14 protein-coding genes and 1 pseudogene are annotated in these 13,477 nt (G+C 61.3%); 12 read left to right on the top strand and 3 right to left on the bottom strand.

Going from position 1 to position 13,477, the window contains the following annotated elements:
• Positions 1-11: 11 nt before the first annotated feature.
• On the bottom strand, positions 12-1,250 hold the full coding sequence (locus tag AS156_RS38175) for a glycosyltransferase family 87 protein (protein WP_066515379.1): 1,239 nt from the start codon (positions 1,248-1,250) through the stop codon (positions 12-14).
• Positions 1,247-2,458, bottom strand: a complete 1,212-nt coding sequence (locus AS156_RS38170) for a glycosyltransferase family 87 protein (protein WP_066515377.1) — start codon at positions 2,456-2,458, stop codon at positions 1,247-1,249. Before AS156_RS38170 ends, AS156_RS38175 begins: the two co-directional genes overlap by 4 nt.
• Positions 2,459-2,962: 504 nt before the next feature.
• Between AS156_RS38170 and AS156_RS42600 the strand changes: the two genes are divergently transcribed.
• Positions 2,963-3,319, top strand: coding sequence for a hypothetical protein (locus tag AS156_RS42600; RefSeq protein ID WP_136626633.1), 357 nt, complete (start codon positions 2,963-2,965; stop codon positions 3,317-3,319).
• Positions 3,320-3,386: 67 nt separating this feature from the next.
• On the opposite strand, the gene AS156_RS38160 is transcribed toward AS156_RS42600, so the two are convergent.
• Positions 3,387-6,518, bottom strand: coding sequence for a multidrug efflux RND transporter permease subunit (locus AS156_RS38160; protein ID WP_066515375.1), 3,132 nt, complete (start codon positions 6,516-6,518; stop codon positions 3,387-3,389).
• A 682-nt stretch (positions 6,519-7,200) separates the two neighbouring features.
• Between AS156_RS38160 and AS156_RS38155 the strand changes: the two genes are divergently transcribed.
• The 11 genes and pseudogenes from AS156_RS38155 (at position 7,201) to AS156_RS38115 (ending at position 13,464) form a co-directional block, all read left to right on the top strand.
• The gene (locus AS156_RS38155) at positions 7,201-7,383 is read left to right on the top strand and encodes a hypothetical protein (protein ID WP_066515374.1); all 183 of its coding nucleotides are present in this window, start codon (positions 7,201-7,203) and stop codon (positions 7,381-7,383) included.
• 33 nt (positions 7,384-7,416) lie between these two features.
• Positions 7,417-7,881, top strand: a complete 465-nt coding sequence (locus AS156_RS42595; protein WP_136626632.1) for a hypothetical protein — start codon at positions 7,417-7,419, stop codon at positions 7,879-7,881.
• Complete coding sequence (gene pstS / locus AS156_RS38150) at positions 7,878-8,888, top strand: phosphate ABC transporter substrate-binding protein PstS (RefSeq protein WP_066515372.1); 1,011 nt, start codon at positions 7,878-7,880, stop codon at positions 8,886-8,888. Before AS156_RS42595 ends, pstS begins: the two co-directional genes overlap by 4 nt.
• Positions 8,889-9,308: 420 nt before the next feature.
• Positions 9,309-9,788 (top strand): hypothetical protein, encoded by a 480-nt coding sequence (locus AS156_RS38145; RefSeq protein WP_066515370.1) that lies wholly within the window; start codon positions 9,309-9,311, stop codon positions 9,786-9,788.
• An 11-nt stretch (positions 9,789-9,799) separates the two neighbouring features.
• Positions 9,800-10,054, top strand: a complete 255-nt coding sequence (locus AS156_RS38140; RefSeq protein WP_066515362.1) for a hypothetical protein — start codon at positions 9,800-9,802, stop codon at positions 10,052-10,054.
• A gap of 195 nt (positions 10,055-10,249) precedes the next feature.
• A complete protein-coding gene (gene minC / locus AS156_RS38135; RefSeq protein WP_066515359.1) occupies positions 10,250-10,945 on the top strand; it encodes a septum site-determining protein MinC in 696 nt (231 codons plus the stop codon).
• A gap of 20 nt (positions 10,946-10,965) precedes the next feature.
• A pseudogene (locus tag AS156_RS45465) lies at positions 10,966-11,131 on the top strand (nucleotide-binding protein); the annotation flags it as partial.
• 1 nt (position 11,132) lies between these two features.
• A partial coding sequence (minD, locus tag AS156_RS38130; protein WP_245313244.1) for a septum site-determining protein MinD occupies positions 11,133-11,780 on the top strand: 648 nt, incomplete at its 5' end.
• Positions 11,780-12,058: a cell division topological specificity factor MinE gene (minE, locus tag AS156_RS38125; protein ID WP_066515450.1), complete on the top strand. Its 279-nt coding sequence runs from the start codon at positions 11,780-11,782 to the stop codon at positions 12,056-12,058. The genes minD and minE, both read left to right, overlap by 1 nt.
• Positions 12,055-12,357, top strand: coding sequence for a hypothetical protein (locus AS156_RS38120; protein WP_066515357.1), 303 nt, complete (start codon positions 12,055-12,057; stop codon positions 12,355-12,357). Before minE ends, AS156_RS38120 begins: the two co-directional genes overlap by 4 nt.
• Positions 12,358-12,399: 42 nt before the next feature.
• Positions 12,400-13,464, top strand: coding sequence for an IS630 family transposase (locus AS156_RS38115; RefSeq protein WP_066503481.1), 1,065 nt, complete (start codon positions 12,400-12,402; stop codon positions 13,462-13,464).
• Positions 13,465-13,477: the final 13 nt, after the last annotated feature.

Raw genomic sequence — 13,477 nt, 5'->3', positions numbered from 1 at the left:
GAGCCGAGTTATTAGCCTCGGACTGTCGCAGAGTCTTGCGTCTGCCGGCTTATGGCCATCCCACTAGCTTCGAGTTGTCGCAATCTCATCCAGATGATCGCAATCACGATTGCGCACATGAACGGCGCAACGGGCAAGCGCACGAACGGGAAAGCGTACCCCAATACGAACACGATACCGACACCAATCCGCAAGGCACGTCGGTTCGAGAGCGGCGAGATCTGGTCCGTGGTGGCATTCATCAGAAAGACCAGCGCGATCGCAAGGATCGGCAGATCGTAGATGGCGAAGTAAGGAGACATCAGCGGCGTTGCCGCAAGCAGGCCGGCCGCCTGGAGGGCGAAGCTGACGTCGCGGCGCCATATCACAACTACCCAAATCCCCGTGGCCAAAGCGACGGCGATGTGGATTGACAAGGCCAATCCGTAGTCAAAGCCGGCAAACCGAAACAGGCCATAGATACTCTGCAATTTATACCATGGCAGCGCGCCACTGAGGTGAAACTGCGTCGTCGCGAATGTTGCCGCCGTACCGAATGCCCTGAAGATATCCCAGCCGAAAGTCACTCCCGTGAGCAGCATCAGGGTCAGCACGACCACGAAGGCGGTGATGAAGACGCTCCAACGCCTGGTAGCGAGCAATACGAACGGGAGAAGAATGCCATATTGAGGCTTGAAGATGAGCAACCCGAGCAAGACGCTGCTGAGGAGCGGGCGCCTATCCAAAGTCAACAGGATGCCACCGAGCAACGATGCCGCGAGCAGCGCGCTTTGGCCGGCAATGAAATCGTAAAAGACGGGCGGAATGGCGAGTGCCAGCAGCAGCGCGGCGGAGCGTGGCCGGATGGCATGAACAACGAAAAGCCAGCACAATAGCTTTGCCGCGCTCCAGACCCAGAACGCAATCGGAAACGGCAGGAGTGCCAGGGGCGCCAGCACAAAGAAGAACACCGGCGGATAAAAAAACGGTACGGGAACCTGATCGTAAGGATACGGGACATGGTTCAGCGGCTGCACCCGGAGAATGAGTTGCTGACGCAGCTGCTCCCAATCGTAGGCCGCCGCCGCGTGGCCATCGAGCGCCATCGCGCCCGCGCCCCAGAAGCACGAAAAATCGATCCCGGTCTGGCCGCCACCACTGACGAAGGCCGGTACCGAGAAGAGGATTGCGATGCTTAGCAAGATAACGCAGGCAACCGCGAGTGCCGGGTCATCCCCCGCAGAAGCATCCCAGTCCAGGATTTTCTTCATTGGCAAGGCTGCTCGCTCATGGTCGTCCCGCTAGCCTCGAGTTGCCGCAATCTCATCCAGATGATCGCAATCACGGTCGCGCACATAAACGGACCGACGGGCACGAGCACGAACGGGAACGCGTATCCCAGTACGACGATGGCACCGACACCGATCCAAAGGGTTAGTCGATTCGAGAGCGATGAGATCTGATCCATGTCGGCGTTCATGAGGAAGACCAACGCCATCGCCAGGATCGACAGATCGTAGATGGCGAAGTGAGGAGAAATGAGCGGCGTCGTCGCAAGCAGGCCGGCTGCCTGAACGGCGAAGCTGACGTTGCGGCGCCATATGACGACCACCCACATCACCGCGGCTAACGCGACGGCAACATGGAACGACATGGCCACGCCGTAGCCAAAGCCGAGAAGCCGAAACAGGCCATAAACACTCGACAAATTATACCACGCGAGCTCTCCACCAAGATGAAATCGCGACGTTCCGGAAGTTGCCGCCTCGCCAAATGCTCTGAAGATATCCCAGCCGAACATGACTCCGGTGAGCAGCATGAGGACCAGCAATACCAAACAGGTGCTGATGATGACGTTCCAACGCCCGGTGGTGACCAGCACGAAGGGTAGAAGAACGCCATATTGAGGCTTGAAGATAAGTAGCGCGATCAACAAGCCGCTGAAGAGCGGACGCCTGTTCAATGTCAACAGGACGCCGCCGAGCACCGATGCCGCAAGCAGGCCGCTTTGCCCGTGATACATGTCGTAGAAGACGGGCGGAGTGGCGAGTGCCAGCAGCAGCGCGGTGAAGCGTGGCCTGATGACATAGATAACGAGAAGCCAGCACAATAGCTTTGCCGTGCTCCAAACCCAGAACGCGATCGGAAACGGCAGGAGTGCTAAGGGCGCCAAAATCAGGAAAAACACGGGCGGATAGAAAAACGGAATTGGAAACTCATCGTAAGGATACGCATCATGATTGATCGACTGCATCCGAAGAATAAGTTGCTGATGCAGTTGCTCCCAATCGTAGGCGGACGCCGCGTGGCCATCGAGCGCCATCGTGCCCGCGCCCCAAAAGCATGAAAAATCGAATCCGGGAGGTTCGCCGCCACCACTGACAAATAGCAATATCGAGAAGAGTATCAGGAGAACGCAGGCAACCGCGAGTGCCGGGTCATTCCCCGCAGAAGCATCCCGGTCCAAAATTGTCTTCATTGGCACTTAACTATTCTTGGAGAGCTGAAAATCTCCGCCTCCTTGAAAGCGGGCGATTGAAAATATCGAGGCTTGCGACCCAAAATCTTAGCATTAAACGATTGAGATCGTCGGCTCGTACCATGAATTTTATCCGACAAGGACGCCGCCGACGAGCTATGTTCGGCCCGCTCGCCCGCCCGCGACGCGATCTCCCTGGACGTGCTTTACCCCTGCCGGCCTACTGCGGCCGCCGGCGACCGGGTCGTGTCGTGCATGCGCCGGTAGTCGCCGGGCAGAAACATCGCAAACGTTTCCCTAACGCGTGCGGCAGGGGTCATTGCGGCAGGCACCGCATGATCCGCATTCACGGTTAAGCGAAATGCGTCGGTTTCCGGCCAGCGTAGCGCGATCACGCCGGCTGGAGACGTCGGATCGTTAACGTGGCCGAAGCAAGCATCGTAAACAAACAAAGAAGCGAGCAGCGCCGATGCGGGAACAAGCGAATATCGCACGATTGGCATAATGATTTGCGCCTTCCTGGCTGTATCGTTCGACACTGCGCAGGTGGCGCTGAACCGCGCGTTTAACTCCCGGATCGATTTCTCAACACCGTTCTCGTCGCGTGAACCCGGTTCCGGTTTGTCAACGCGATCCGTAAACCTCTCGCTCACCAAGGCCGTAAAGCTACTGACAACCAGCTTCTCTCACTTGCTGGCAATGAGTCTCTGCGATGCTGAGACAAAGACGAGAACAAGAGGGAAGCGCATGTTCGTCGCAATTCGCATCATGATGTTGATCGCCATCGCATACGCCGGCTCCGCCGTTGCCGGGATGCAATTTGCGCCGCTGCCGAGTGCGGCTGTGTCGTCGCAGCCGTAAGGCGCACAAGCTTACGCGATAGCGCCGTCCGACCCGGCGCTATCGTCCGCGATTGAGTGTGATCGCGTTACTCCGCGGCATCCTTCAATCGATCCTCCGTCTCCTCGCGCGGCTTGCCCTGGACCCTGTCCGAAAGGAAGTTGGAGAGGCGGTCGAGATAAAGATAGACGACGGGCGTCGTGAACAGCGTCAGCGCCTGGCTCACCAAGAGGCCGCCGACCATCGCATAGCCGAGCGGCTGACGGATCTCCGCGCCGGTCCCGGTGCCGAGCATCAACGGGACGCCGCCGAGCAGGGCTGCCATCGTCGTCATCATGATCGGACGGAAACGAAGCAGCGCGGCCTCGCGGATCGACTGCCGCGGCGTCAGATGCCGTTCGCGCTCGGCGGCGATCGCAAAATCCACCATCATGATGCCGTTCTTCTTGACGATACCGATCAGCAGGATGATTCCGATCAGCGCGATCAGGCTGAAATCGAATCCGAACGCCATCAGGATCGCAATCGCGCCGACGCCGGCGGACGGTAGTGTGGAGAGAATGGTCAGCGGGTGGATGTAGCTCTCATAGAGCACGCCGAGGATCAGATACACCACGATCAGCGCGGCCACGATCAGCATCGGTACCGTGCTGAGCGATTGCTGGAACGCCTGCGCGGTCCCCTGGAAGCTCGTCGCAAGCGTGCCGGGCATGCCCATATCCGCGACGGCGCGTTGCACCGCGCTGGTGGCCTGTCCCAGCGCCACGTCCTGAGCGAGGTTGAAGCTGATCGTCACGGCCGGAAACTGCCCCTGATGGGCGATCGCGAGCGGCCGCACCGGGACGTCGGTCCATGTGGCGAACGTCGACAGCGGCACCTCGTCTCCCGTCAACGGTGACTTGAGATAGATCTTGTTGAGCGTGTCGATCTTGCCCTGCAGTTCGGGCGTGATCTCCAGGATCACGTGATAGCTGTTCGTCTGTGTGAAATACTGCGCGACCTGACGCTGTCCGAAGGCGTCATAGAGCGTGTCGTCGATCAGTTGCGGCTGGATGCCGAAGCGCGCGGCCTTGTCGCGGTTGATCGTGAGCTGGACTGTGGTGCCCTCGGTCTGCTGGTCGGTGGCGACGTCGCGCAACTCGGGCAGCGTCTTCATCTTCGCCAGGACCTTCGGCGCCCATTCGTTCAGCTCGCCGAGATTGGCGTCCTGCAAGGTATATTCGAACTGCGTCCGCGTTGCGCGACCGCCGAGCCGCACGTCCTGCGAGGCCTGCATGAACAGGCGGGCGCCGATGACCTTGTCGAGCTTGGGACGGAGCCGCGCGATGATCTGCTGCGCGTCGACGTCGCGCTCCTCGCGCGGCTTCAAGGTGATGTACATACGGCCGGAATTCAGCGCCGTGCCGCCGCCGCCGATGAACATCGCGATCGAGGAGACCGCGGGGTCGGCCTGGACGATCCGGCTGAGTTCCTCCTGCCGCCGCTTCATCTCGCCAAACGAGATGTCCTGTGGCATTTCGGATACGGCGGTGAGGAAGCCGTTGTCCTGCTGCGGGAAGAAGCCCTTGGGGATGATGACGAAGAGATAGACCGAGAGCGCAACCGTCGCGAAGAAGACGCAGAGCGTGGTCAGGCTGTGTCGCAGCGCCAGATCGAGGCCTCGCTCATAGGCGTGGAGCAGGCCGTTGAACATCCGCTCGCTCCACTGATAGAAGCGGCCGTGCTTGACCTCGTGATCGGCGCGCAGGAAGCGCGAGGCCATCATCGGCGTCAGCGTCAGCGAGACCACGAGCGATACGAAGATTGCCATCGACAACGTGACGGCGAATTCTCGGAACAGCCGTCCGATGATGCCGCCCATCAGCAGAAGCGGAATCAGCACGGCGACCAGCGAGACGCTGATCGAGACGATCGTGAAACCGATTTCGCTGGCGCCCTTGTAGGCGGCGGCCATCGGCTGCTCGCCCTTTTCCACGTAACGCGTGATGTTTTCGAGCATCACGATCGCATCGTCGACCACGAAGCCGACCGCGATCGTCAATGCCATCAGCGAAAGATTGTCCAGCGAATAGCCGAACACCCACATCAGCGAGCAGGCGCCGAGCAGCGCCAGCGGCACCGTGATGCTCGGGATGATGGTCGCCCAGAAGCTGCGCAGGAACAGGAAGATCACCATCACCACCAGCGCAATGGTGATCATGAGCGTGATCTGCACATCCTCGACCGCGGCGCGGATGGTCAGGGTGCGGTCACTGATGATCTTGATATTGATGGTCGGCGGAATTCCCGCGATCAGCCGCGGCAACTCCGCCTTGATGCGGTCGACGGTGTCGATCACATTGGCGCCGGGCTGCTTGAAGATGACGAGGAACACGCCGCGCTGGCCGTCGGCCCAGGCCGCGGTCTTCATGTCCTCCGGGCCATCCACTGCCTCGCCGATGTCACGGACCCGCAACGGCGCGCCGTTGCGATAGGCGATGATGACGTCGTTCCACGGCTTTGCCTGCGTGAGCTGGTCGTTGGCGTAGATCGTGAACGCGCGCCGATCGCCGTCGATATTGCCTTTCGGGCTATCGGTCGTCGCGAGCGCGAGCTCGGCGCGGACGTCCTCCAGCGACAGGCCCTTGGCGACGAGCTTCGCGGGGTCGATCTGGACGCGTACCGACGGCTTTTGCTGGCCGCCGACAAAGACCTGGGCGACGCCGGAGATCTGGCTGATCTGCTGTGCGAGCTCGGCGTCGGTGCGGTCGCTCACGGTGGTCAGCGGCAGCGTGTCCGAGGTCGCCGACAGGATCATGATCGGCGAATCGGCGGGGTTGACCTTGCGATAGGTCGGCGGCGACGGCAGGTTCTTCGGCAACTGTCCGCTGGCCGCGTTGATCGCGGCCTGCACATCGCTGGCGGCCGCGTCGATCTTGCGGTCGAGGTCGAACTGGATGGTCACCGACGTGGAGCCGAGCGAACTGGTCGACGTCATCTGCGCGATCCCGGGGATCTGCGCGAACTGGCGCTCGAGCGGCTGGGCGACGGAGGAGGCCATCGTCTCCGGGCTGCCGCCGGGCAGACTCGCGGAGATCTGGATAGTCGGAAAGTCGACCTGCGGCAGCGGCGCCACCGGCAACAGGGGGTAGGCGACGAGCCCGACGAACAGGATGCCCGCCATCAAGAGCGAGGTCCCGATCGGATAGCGGATGAATGGGGAAGAAATGCTGTTGTTCATGCCCTGAAACCATCGGATGGCCAGCGCATCTTCTCCTTCAACCGATCGGAGCCGCGCCCTCCTGTCGAGCGCGAATGTGCGTTTCCTTGAAGACCTTGATTTTCTTGGCGCCTCGGGCCTTCGATGGTCCTGAAGCCGGCGTTGTTGCCTGCAAGCTTAGTCAGTTTGCGTTCGTATGCGAACGGAAAGCCAACGCTGCAGGTTAGACCTTGGTTCAACGCTCGTCTTCGCGAGCGCGAAAAAACACTGCGGGGCAGAGAAACCCACCAGGACACGTCCGCCTTGCTGTCCGATGAGGGCGTGGGGAGCAGTCGCAACCGGGTTCGTCGCCGGCGTCCGCTACGGCGATTTTGCATGGCTAAGTGTAAGCAACCCTGACGCAAGCTCTCGATGCATATCTGACCGGGTCAGCCCATGAGGCTGAGCTTCAGCTACGCTCAGTCCTGACCGCGTTGCAGGCATAGCAACGGAAGATGCGAACGGCCTCGTGCCTCGCCGTTTTGGGCAAGGCAGCCAGGAAGGTCATTTGATTTCCGCAGGCTTCGCACGAATACGTCACGGCCTCCGGAGATGGTTTGGCATCCGCCGGCATAACGCACTCCACCCTCTGTCCCGGAGCGGAGTGTGCACGGTTCAATGGGGCGTAAGCATGATAAATGATCCCGTAAGAGTACGGAGTCGCGTGACCCTGGCGGCGCCGCCGGCCGAGCATGTGTGCATGACGCCGACCGGCGTTGCGTTCAGCGCCTTCGCCAGTACGCCGGCGCTGCTCGGTGCAGGCAGGCTCCTGTCCATGCCGGCGCGCCTTGCTGACCACGACCTGCATCGCGGCGAAGAAGCGCGCACGAACGACATGATGATCTAGCGGCCGGGGTCGCCGCAGATTCTCGGCGGGCGATTGCTCAATATATTCCCGCTGCCGTGGCCGGTGTTGGCCGCGGTCTCCCTGCTGCGACTCGGATGGTGGTTTGAGCCGGTACGAAAGATTGCGCGCCGCGTTTTGACGGACGTCGCAAGTCTGCGAATGCGCGATCGGGACCTCAGTGCAGCCGACGCTTCACTGAGCGCGCATCAATGCGTGATGTACGCGGTGACCCTTGCGCGATCGAACATCGGATTCAGTGCGGCAGTGATATCGGGCGGCGAGCGGTGGCTGATCGTCAAATTCGCCAACATCAAGGCAAGCAGGGCGATCCCATTCTGGACGCTCTATAAATCTCTCCGTTTTTCGAACTTTCGAAGTAAGCCGAAGGTCATGCGCATTTGTCATCCAATTGTCACGAGCATTCGAAAGAACCATGCCGCCGTTTACGAGAGCATCCAACACGCGGGCTTCTCGCGTTTTCCACGGAGATCAGCATGAAATTCGTCAAGACAATCCTGGCCGCCAGTCTGGTGGCCATGGCTACGCCGAGCTTCGCGGCCGACATTACCGGCGCCGGCTCAACGTTCATTTTCCCCGTCCTGTCCAAGTGGGCCGACTCCTACAAGAAAGATACGGGCAATGGCGTGAACTACCAGTCGATCGGTTCGGGTGCCGGCATCAAGCAGATTCAAGCCAACACCGTGACCTTCGGTGCGACCGACGCCCCGTTGAAGTCCGATCAGCTGCAGAAGGACGGTCTCGCTCAGTGGCCAATGATCATGGGCGCGATCGTTCCGGTGGTGAACATCGACGGAGTGAAGGCCGGCGATCTTGTCCTCGACGGTCCGACGCTCGCCAGCATTTTCCTCGGCAAGATCACCAAGTGGGATGACGCGGCGATCAAGAAGCTCAATCCGAATGCGAAGCTGCCTTCGGAGGCCATTTCGGTTGTCCACCGTGCCGACGGTTCGGGAACGACCTTCAACTTCACGGACTATCTGAGCAAGGTCAGCCCGGACTGGAAAAGCAAGGTCGGTTCTGGCACGGCGGTCGAGTGGCCGGTCGGCGTCGGCGCCAAGGGCAACGAGGGCGTTGCAGGTAACATCGCCCAGGCCAAGAACTCGATCGGCTATGTCGAGTATGCCTATGCCAAGCAGAACAAGCTGACCTATACGGCACTGATCAACAAGGCCGGGAAGACCGTTCAGCCGACCAACGAAGCGTTTCAGGCTGCCGCCTCGAACGCTGACTGGACCAACGCGCCCGGCTACTACCTGATCCTCACCGATCAGCCCGGTGACAAGTCGTGGCCGATCGTCGCTTCGACTTTCATCCTGTTGCACAAGGATGCGACCGACAAGGCGGCCTCGAAGGAAGCGCTCAAGTTCTTCAAGTTCGCTTTCGAGAAGGGCGCCAAGAGTGCCGAAGACCTCGACTACATCCCGATGCCTGACAGCGTCGTCAAGCAGATCGAGAAGACTTGGTCGGCTGACGTGAAGAGCTAAGCTCTTCGCAAACTCACAATTGCATGGGGCCGGCGCCGATGGGCGCCGGCTTTTTTGTTGCGGCCTGGGCCAAGTCGAAACTGACAGCGCGCCATATCAGGGCGGAATGAGGCATAACTAATTGATTTAACGCGAATTATGGGGGCTGGACTTCCGTGCCAGCGCCTCTTGCAAGGCTCGATCGCAAAACCACGGCGGCGCCGGTCTCCCGGCCCTGAGGACGCCGCAGAAACGACATGCCCGACGGCTGCCAGGCCCTCCTGGTTGCGGCGACCGAGGCCTTCGGGGGGCTCGGTTTCGATGGCGCTGACCTGCGCAGCGTCGCCGCCGTCAGCCCGAACCGGTTCGCGTCCATTTCGGCAACAAGGCCGCACTGTGGGAAGCTTGCCTCGACCGGGCTGTTGCGATCGCGACGCCGTGATGGCGGAGATCGAGGCGATCGCGACCGGTGCCGGCCGTCCGCTGGCCGATCGGCTTCGCGACGTCACGGTCAGAATCGCCGCTTTCTACGCCACCTATCCCGAAGTCAGGATTTTTGTGGTCCGGCACGGCGCGGAGACGCTGGAACGGTCCACATTGGTGACCGAGAAGCTGCTGCGCCCGGCCTATCTGACGGTGCGTGAGCTGTTCGAGGCCGGCATCGAGGCCGGTATCATCCGCAGCAGCCATCCCGCGCTGTTCTTCGCGCTGCTCAATGCCGCGCTCAACCTGACGCCGGCGTTCCCGATGCTGCTCGGGCGGCTGGCTCCCGCGATTGAAGCAGAAACGGCGCGCAGCCGGCTGATCTACACCACGATCGCGACCTTTCTGCACCTGCCGCCGGCGCAAGTGGGCAACGAGCGGCCCGCGAACAGGCACGGCAGGCATCCAGCCTCGACCAACACCTCAACCAACCAGTGAAAGAGTGACCCATGAAGCTTCGTCTTGCCCTCGTCCTGCTCGCCGCAACGATCGCGCCCGCTCTGGCCCAGTCCGGTCCGAACGAATCACTTCAGCGCCAGGCCTGCATGGGCGACGCCATGCGGCTCTGCGGGGCCTACATCCCCAACCGTCGCAAGGTCCAGAGCTGCATGGCGTCACAGGTCGATCAGCTCAGACCGCAGTGCCGCGCGGTGTTCGATGCGTCCGTGCAGGCCGAGCGATCGCAGTCGGTGCGAGGGCGCTGAGGCGCCCGCCGGTCATTCATCCATCGCTAGCCGGGATCGTGCCTGTTGTGTCGTGATTGCTACGTGCGATCAGGACTTCGCATCGCTGGAGGACATCCTCAAACCAAAATCCGTGAAAACCCTGACCGTATTAACCTTTGGTTAACCATGGATGCCGATTGTTAACCATTCGACAAGACAACCGAGTCAGGGGCGATGGACGCTACTCAACAGGCAGCACGTCAACAGGTCCGCATGCGCGGCCGTTCTTACGTTGCGTTCGTCTTCTCGCCCGTGGTGCCGATCGTTTCCTGGCTCGAGGAGATCGATGCGACGCTTGCGCGCTCGCCCGGCTTCTTCACCGGGAAGCCTGTGGTGCTTGATCTCGCGGCAGTGGATCTGAGTTCCGCCGCGATCACCCATCTCGTCGGCAGTCTTGATCAACGCAATATCCGCGTGCTCGGCATCGAGGGCGTCGACGAATCGAAGCTCGGTGCCAACCTGCCGCCGCTGCTGACCGGCGGGCGCGCCTGCGCCATAACCCATGTCGAACCGCCGCCGCAGGCGAAGACCAAGGCGAAGTCTCCGTCGCTTCTGCTCGAAAGCCCGGTCCGCTCCGGTCAATCGATCGTCTTCGCCGAGGGCGACGTCACCGTGCTCGGCTCGGTCGGCTCCGGCGCCGAGATCGTGGCCGGCGGCTCGATCCACGTCTACGGCACGCTGCGCGGCCGCGCGATGGCCGGCATCAACGGCAACTCGGAGGCCCGGATCTTCTGCCAGAGGATCGAGGCCGAGTTGCTTGCCATCGACGGCTACTACCAGACCGCTGAAGAGATTTCCGACAGCTTGCGCAATCGGCCCGCCCAGGCGTGGCTCGAAGGCGAAATGCTGCGAATCACACCATTGAACTGATCGACCAGAAGGAGAAGAGAATGGCCAAAGTCTTGGTCGTGACGTCCGGAAAGGGCGGAGTCGGAAAGACGACATCGACCGCCGCGCTTGGCGCTGCGCTCGCGCAAGCGGGACAGAACGTCGTGGTCATCGACTTCGACGTCGGCTTGCGCAACCTCGACCTCGTGATGGGCGCCGAGCGGCGGGNGTGTTCGATCTCATCAATGTGGTGCAGGGGGTGGCAAAGCTCCCGCAGGCGCTGATCCGCGACAAGCGGCTCGAGAACCTCTGGCTGCTGCCGGCGTCGCAAACCCGCGACAAGGACGCGCTGACGGAAGAGGGGATCAACCGGGTGATCGCAGATCTCAGGACCAAGTTCGACTGGATCCTGTGCGACAGCCCGGCCGGCATCGAGCGCGGTGCGACGCTGGCGATGCGCTACGCCGACGAAGCCATCATCGTCACCAATCCCGAAGTCTCCTCGGTGCGCGACTCCGATCGCATCATCGGCATGCTGGATTCCAAGACGGTCCGCGCCGAGCGCGGCGAACGGGTCGAGAAGCATCTGCTCGTCACCCGCTACGACGCCGCTCGCGCCGCGCGCGGCGAGATGCTGTCGATCGACGATATCCTGGAGATCCTCGCCACGCCGCTGCTCGGCATAGTGCCGGAAAGCCAGGACGTATTGAAGGCCTCCAACGTCGGAAGCCCGGTGACGTTGAACAACGCGAACAGCGCGCCGGCCCGTGCCTATATCGACGCTGTGCGCCGCCTCATGGGCGAGACGATCGCGATGACCGTGCCGGTCGAACGCAAGGGGCTGATGGATCGGCTGCTGCGACGGAGGGCTGCATGATGAACCTGATGCGGCTTTTCGGCGGTCGCGCCGGCTCCGCGCCTGTCGCGCGGGAACGGCTGCAGATCCTGCTGGCGCACGAGCGCGGCCGGAACGGCGGACCCGATCTTCTGGAGGTCCTTCGCTCCGAAATCCTCGGCGTGGTGTCGAAACACATCGATCTCGATCCCGACAAGGTCGTGGTCAAGATGGACAGGGGCAAGTTCGTCTCGATGCTCGAGGTCGATATCGAGGTGCCCAACGGCGTGCAACGATCAATGATGGTGGCGGCCACATGACAGCAGACAGCAACAGTCACATTGCCTGGCAACGCGCGCAGCTCAAAAAGCATCGCGCGGCATTGAAGGCGCTCGAAGTCGATCAGCTCAGCGACCCCACCTGCGGTATTAACCGCCGGACGCAAAAGACGATCGATGAACTGGAGCGCAAGATCGGTGAATCCGGTCGGTGCATCGCCGAATATGAGCGCCGGACCCGGCGACCGCTGGCAACGGACCGCGGCAGCCTCGCCAATGTGAGCTGGGGACACTGGAACGCCAACATGCCGTTGGCGCGATCGCACCGGCATCGCGCCTAGTACCCGCTTTTCTTGGAACGTGAGTCGTGATTCAAGGTCGGGATGATACCCGAAGCAAGAGAAGTCCGCCTTTCGAGGAAAGATCGCAAGGTGCTTGAGGCGTGTTGTCGCTCACCGATGACATTGCAGCGCGATTTGAAGCGGGCGCGGATAGTCCTGTTAGCGGCGGACGGGCGCAGCACCCGGTCGATCGCCAAGGAAGTTGGGGTCCAGCCGCGGATTGTCAGCGTTTGGCGGCATCGCTATGCCGACCAAGGCCTTGAAGGGCTGCAAGACAAGCCGCGGCCCGGCAAGCAGCCGATCTATACGAAGACGACCGACAAGCGGATTCTGAAGCTGCTGGATAAGCCGCCCCCGCAAGGGTTTGCGCGCTGGACCGGCCCTCTGCTGGCCGAGGCGCTAGGCGATGTTGACGTCCAATATGTCTGGCGGTTCCTGCGCAGCCACAAGATTGACCTCGCGGCTCGCAAGTCCTGGTGTGAGAGCAACGACCCGAACTTTACGGCCAAAGCCGCCGATGTCGTTGGCCTTTACGTCGCCCCGCCGGCGAAGGCTATTGTGCTCTGCGTGGACGAGAAGCCCTCGATCCAGGCTTTGGAGCGAGCGCAGGGCTATCTGAAGTTGCCCAATGGCCGCGCCTTGACCGGCCAGAGCCACGATTACAAGCGGCATGGCACCACGACATTGTTTGCAGCGCTCGAAGTCGCCACCGGAAAGATCATCGCTACGCATTCAAAACGCCGTCGCCGTGTCGAGTTTCTCGATTTCATGAACAGCCTCACCGCGGCCTTTCCGGGCCGAAAGCTTCACGTCATCCTCGACAACCTCAACACCCACAAGAAGAATGAGAGCTGGCTCAAGGCCCATCCCAATGTGCAATTCCATTTCACACCGACGAGTGCGTCCTGGCTCAACCAGATCGAGGTATGGTTCTCAATCCTGCAGGGGCAGTCGCTCAGCGGCACCTCCTTCACAAGCCTCAAGCAGCTTCAGGAACACATCGATGCCTACGTCAACGCCTACAACGACAAAGCCGAGCCCTTCGTCTGGACCAAGAAAAAGATCCGTCAACGCCGTTTCAAGGGCCGCCGTATCAATCAACTCTGATTCCGGGTACTAG

Source organism: Bradyrhizobium macuxiense (assembly GCF_001542415.1).
In the GTDB taxonomy this organism is placed as follows: Bacteria; Pseudomonadota; Alphaproteobacteria; order Rhizobiales; family Xanthobacteraceae; genus Bradyrhizobium; species Bradyrhizobium macuxiense.
This window is presented reverse-complemented; position numbering and strand designations above follow the sequence as displayed.

Coding starts and splice junctions, on each gene's coding strand:
- AS156_RS38175 (WP_066515379.1), bottom strand. CDS start 1,250: ATGAAGAAAATCCTGGACTGGGATGCTTCTGCGGGGGATGACCCGGCA.
- AS156_RS38170 (WP_066515377.1), bottom strand. CDS start 2,458: ATGAAGACAATTTTGGACCGGGATGCTTCTGCGGGGAATGACCCGGCA.
- AS156_RS42600 (WP_136626633.1), top strand. CDS start 2,963: ATGATTTGCGCCTTCCTGGCTGTATCGTTCGACACTGCGCAGGTGGCG.
- AS156_RS38160 (WP_066515375.1), bottom strand. CDS start 6,518: ATGAACAACAGCATTTCTTCCCCATTCATCCGCTATCCGATCGGGACC.
- pstS (WP_066515372.1), top strand. CDS start 7,878: ATGAAATTCGTCAAGACAATCCTGGCCGCCAGTCTGGTGGCCATGGCT.
- AS156_RS38145 (WP_066515370.1), top strand. CDS start 9,309: ATGGCGGAGATCGAGGCGATCGCGACCGGTGCCGGCCGTCCGCTGGCC.
- AS156_RS38140 (WP_066515362.1), top strand. CDS start 9,800: ATGAAGCTTCGTCTTGCCCTCGTCCTGCTCGCCGCAACGATCGCGCCC.
- minC (WP_066515359.1), top strand. CDS start 10,250: ATGGACGCTACTCAACAGGCAGCACGTCAACAGGTCCGCATGCGCGGC.
- minE (WP_066515450.1), top strand. CDS start 11,780: ATGAACCTGATGCGGCTTTTCGGCGGTCGCGCCGGCTCCGCGCCTGTC.
- AS156_RS38120 (WP_066515357.1), top strand. CDS start 12,055: ATGACAGCAGACAGCAACAGTCACATTGCCTGGCAACGCGCGCAGCTC.
- AS156_RS38115 (WP_066503481.1), top strand. CDS start 12,400: ATGATACCCGAAGCAAGAGAAGTCCGCCTTTCGAGGAAAGATCGCAAG.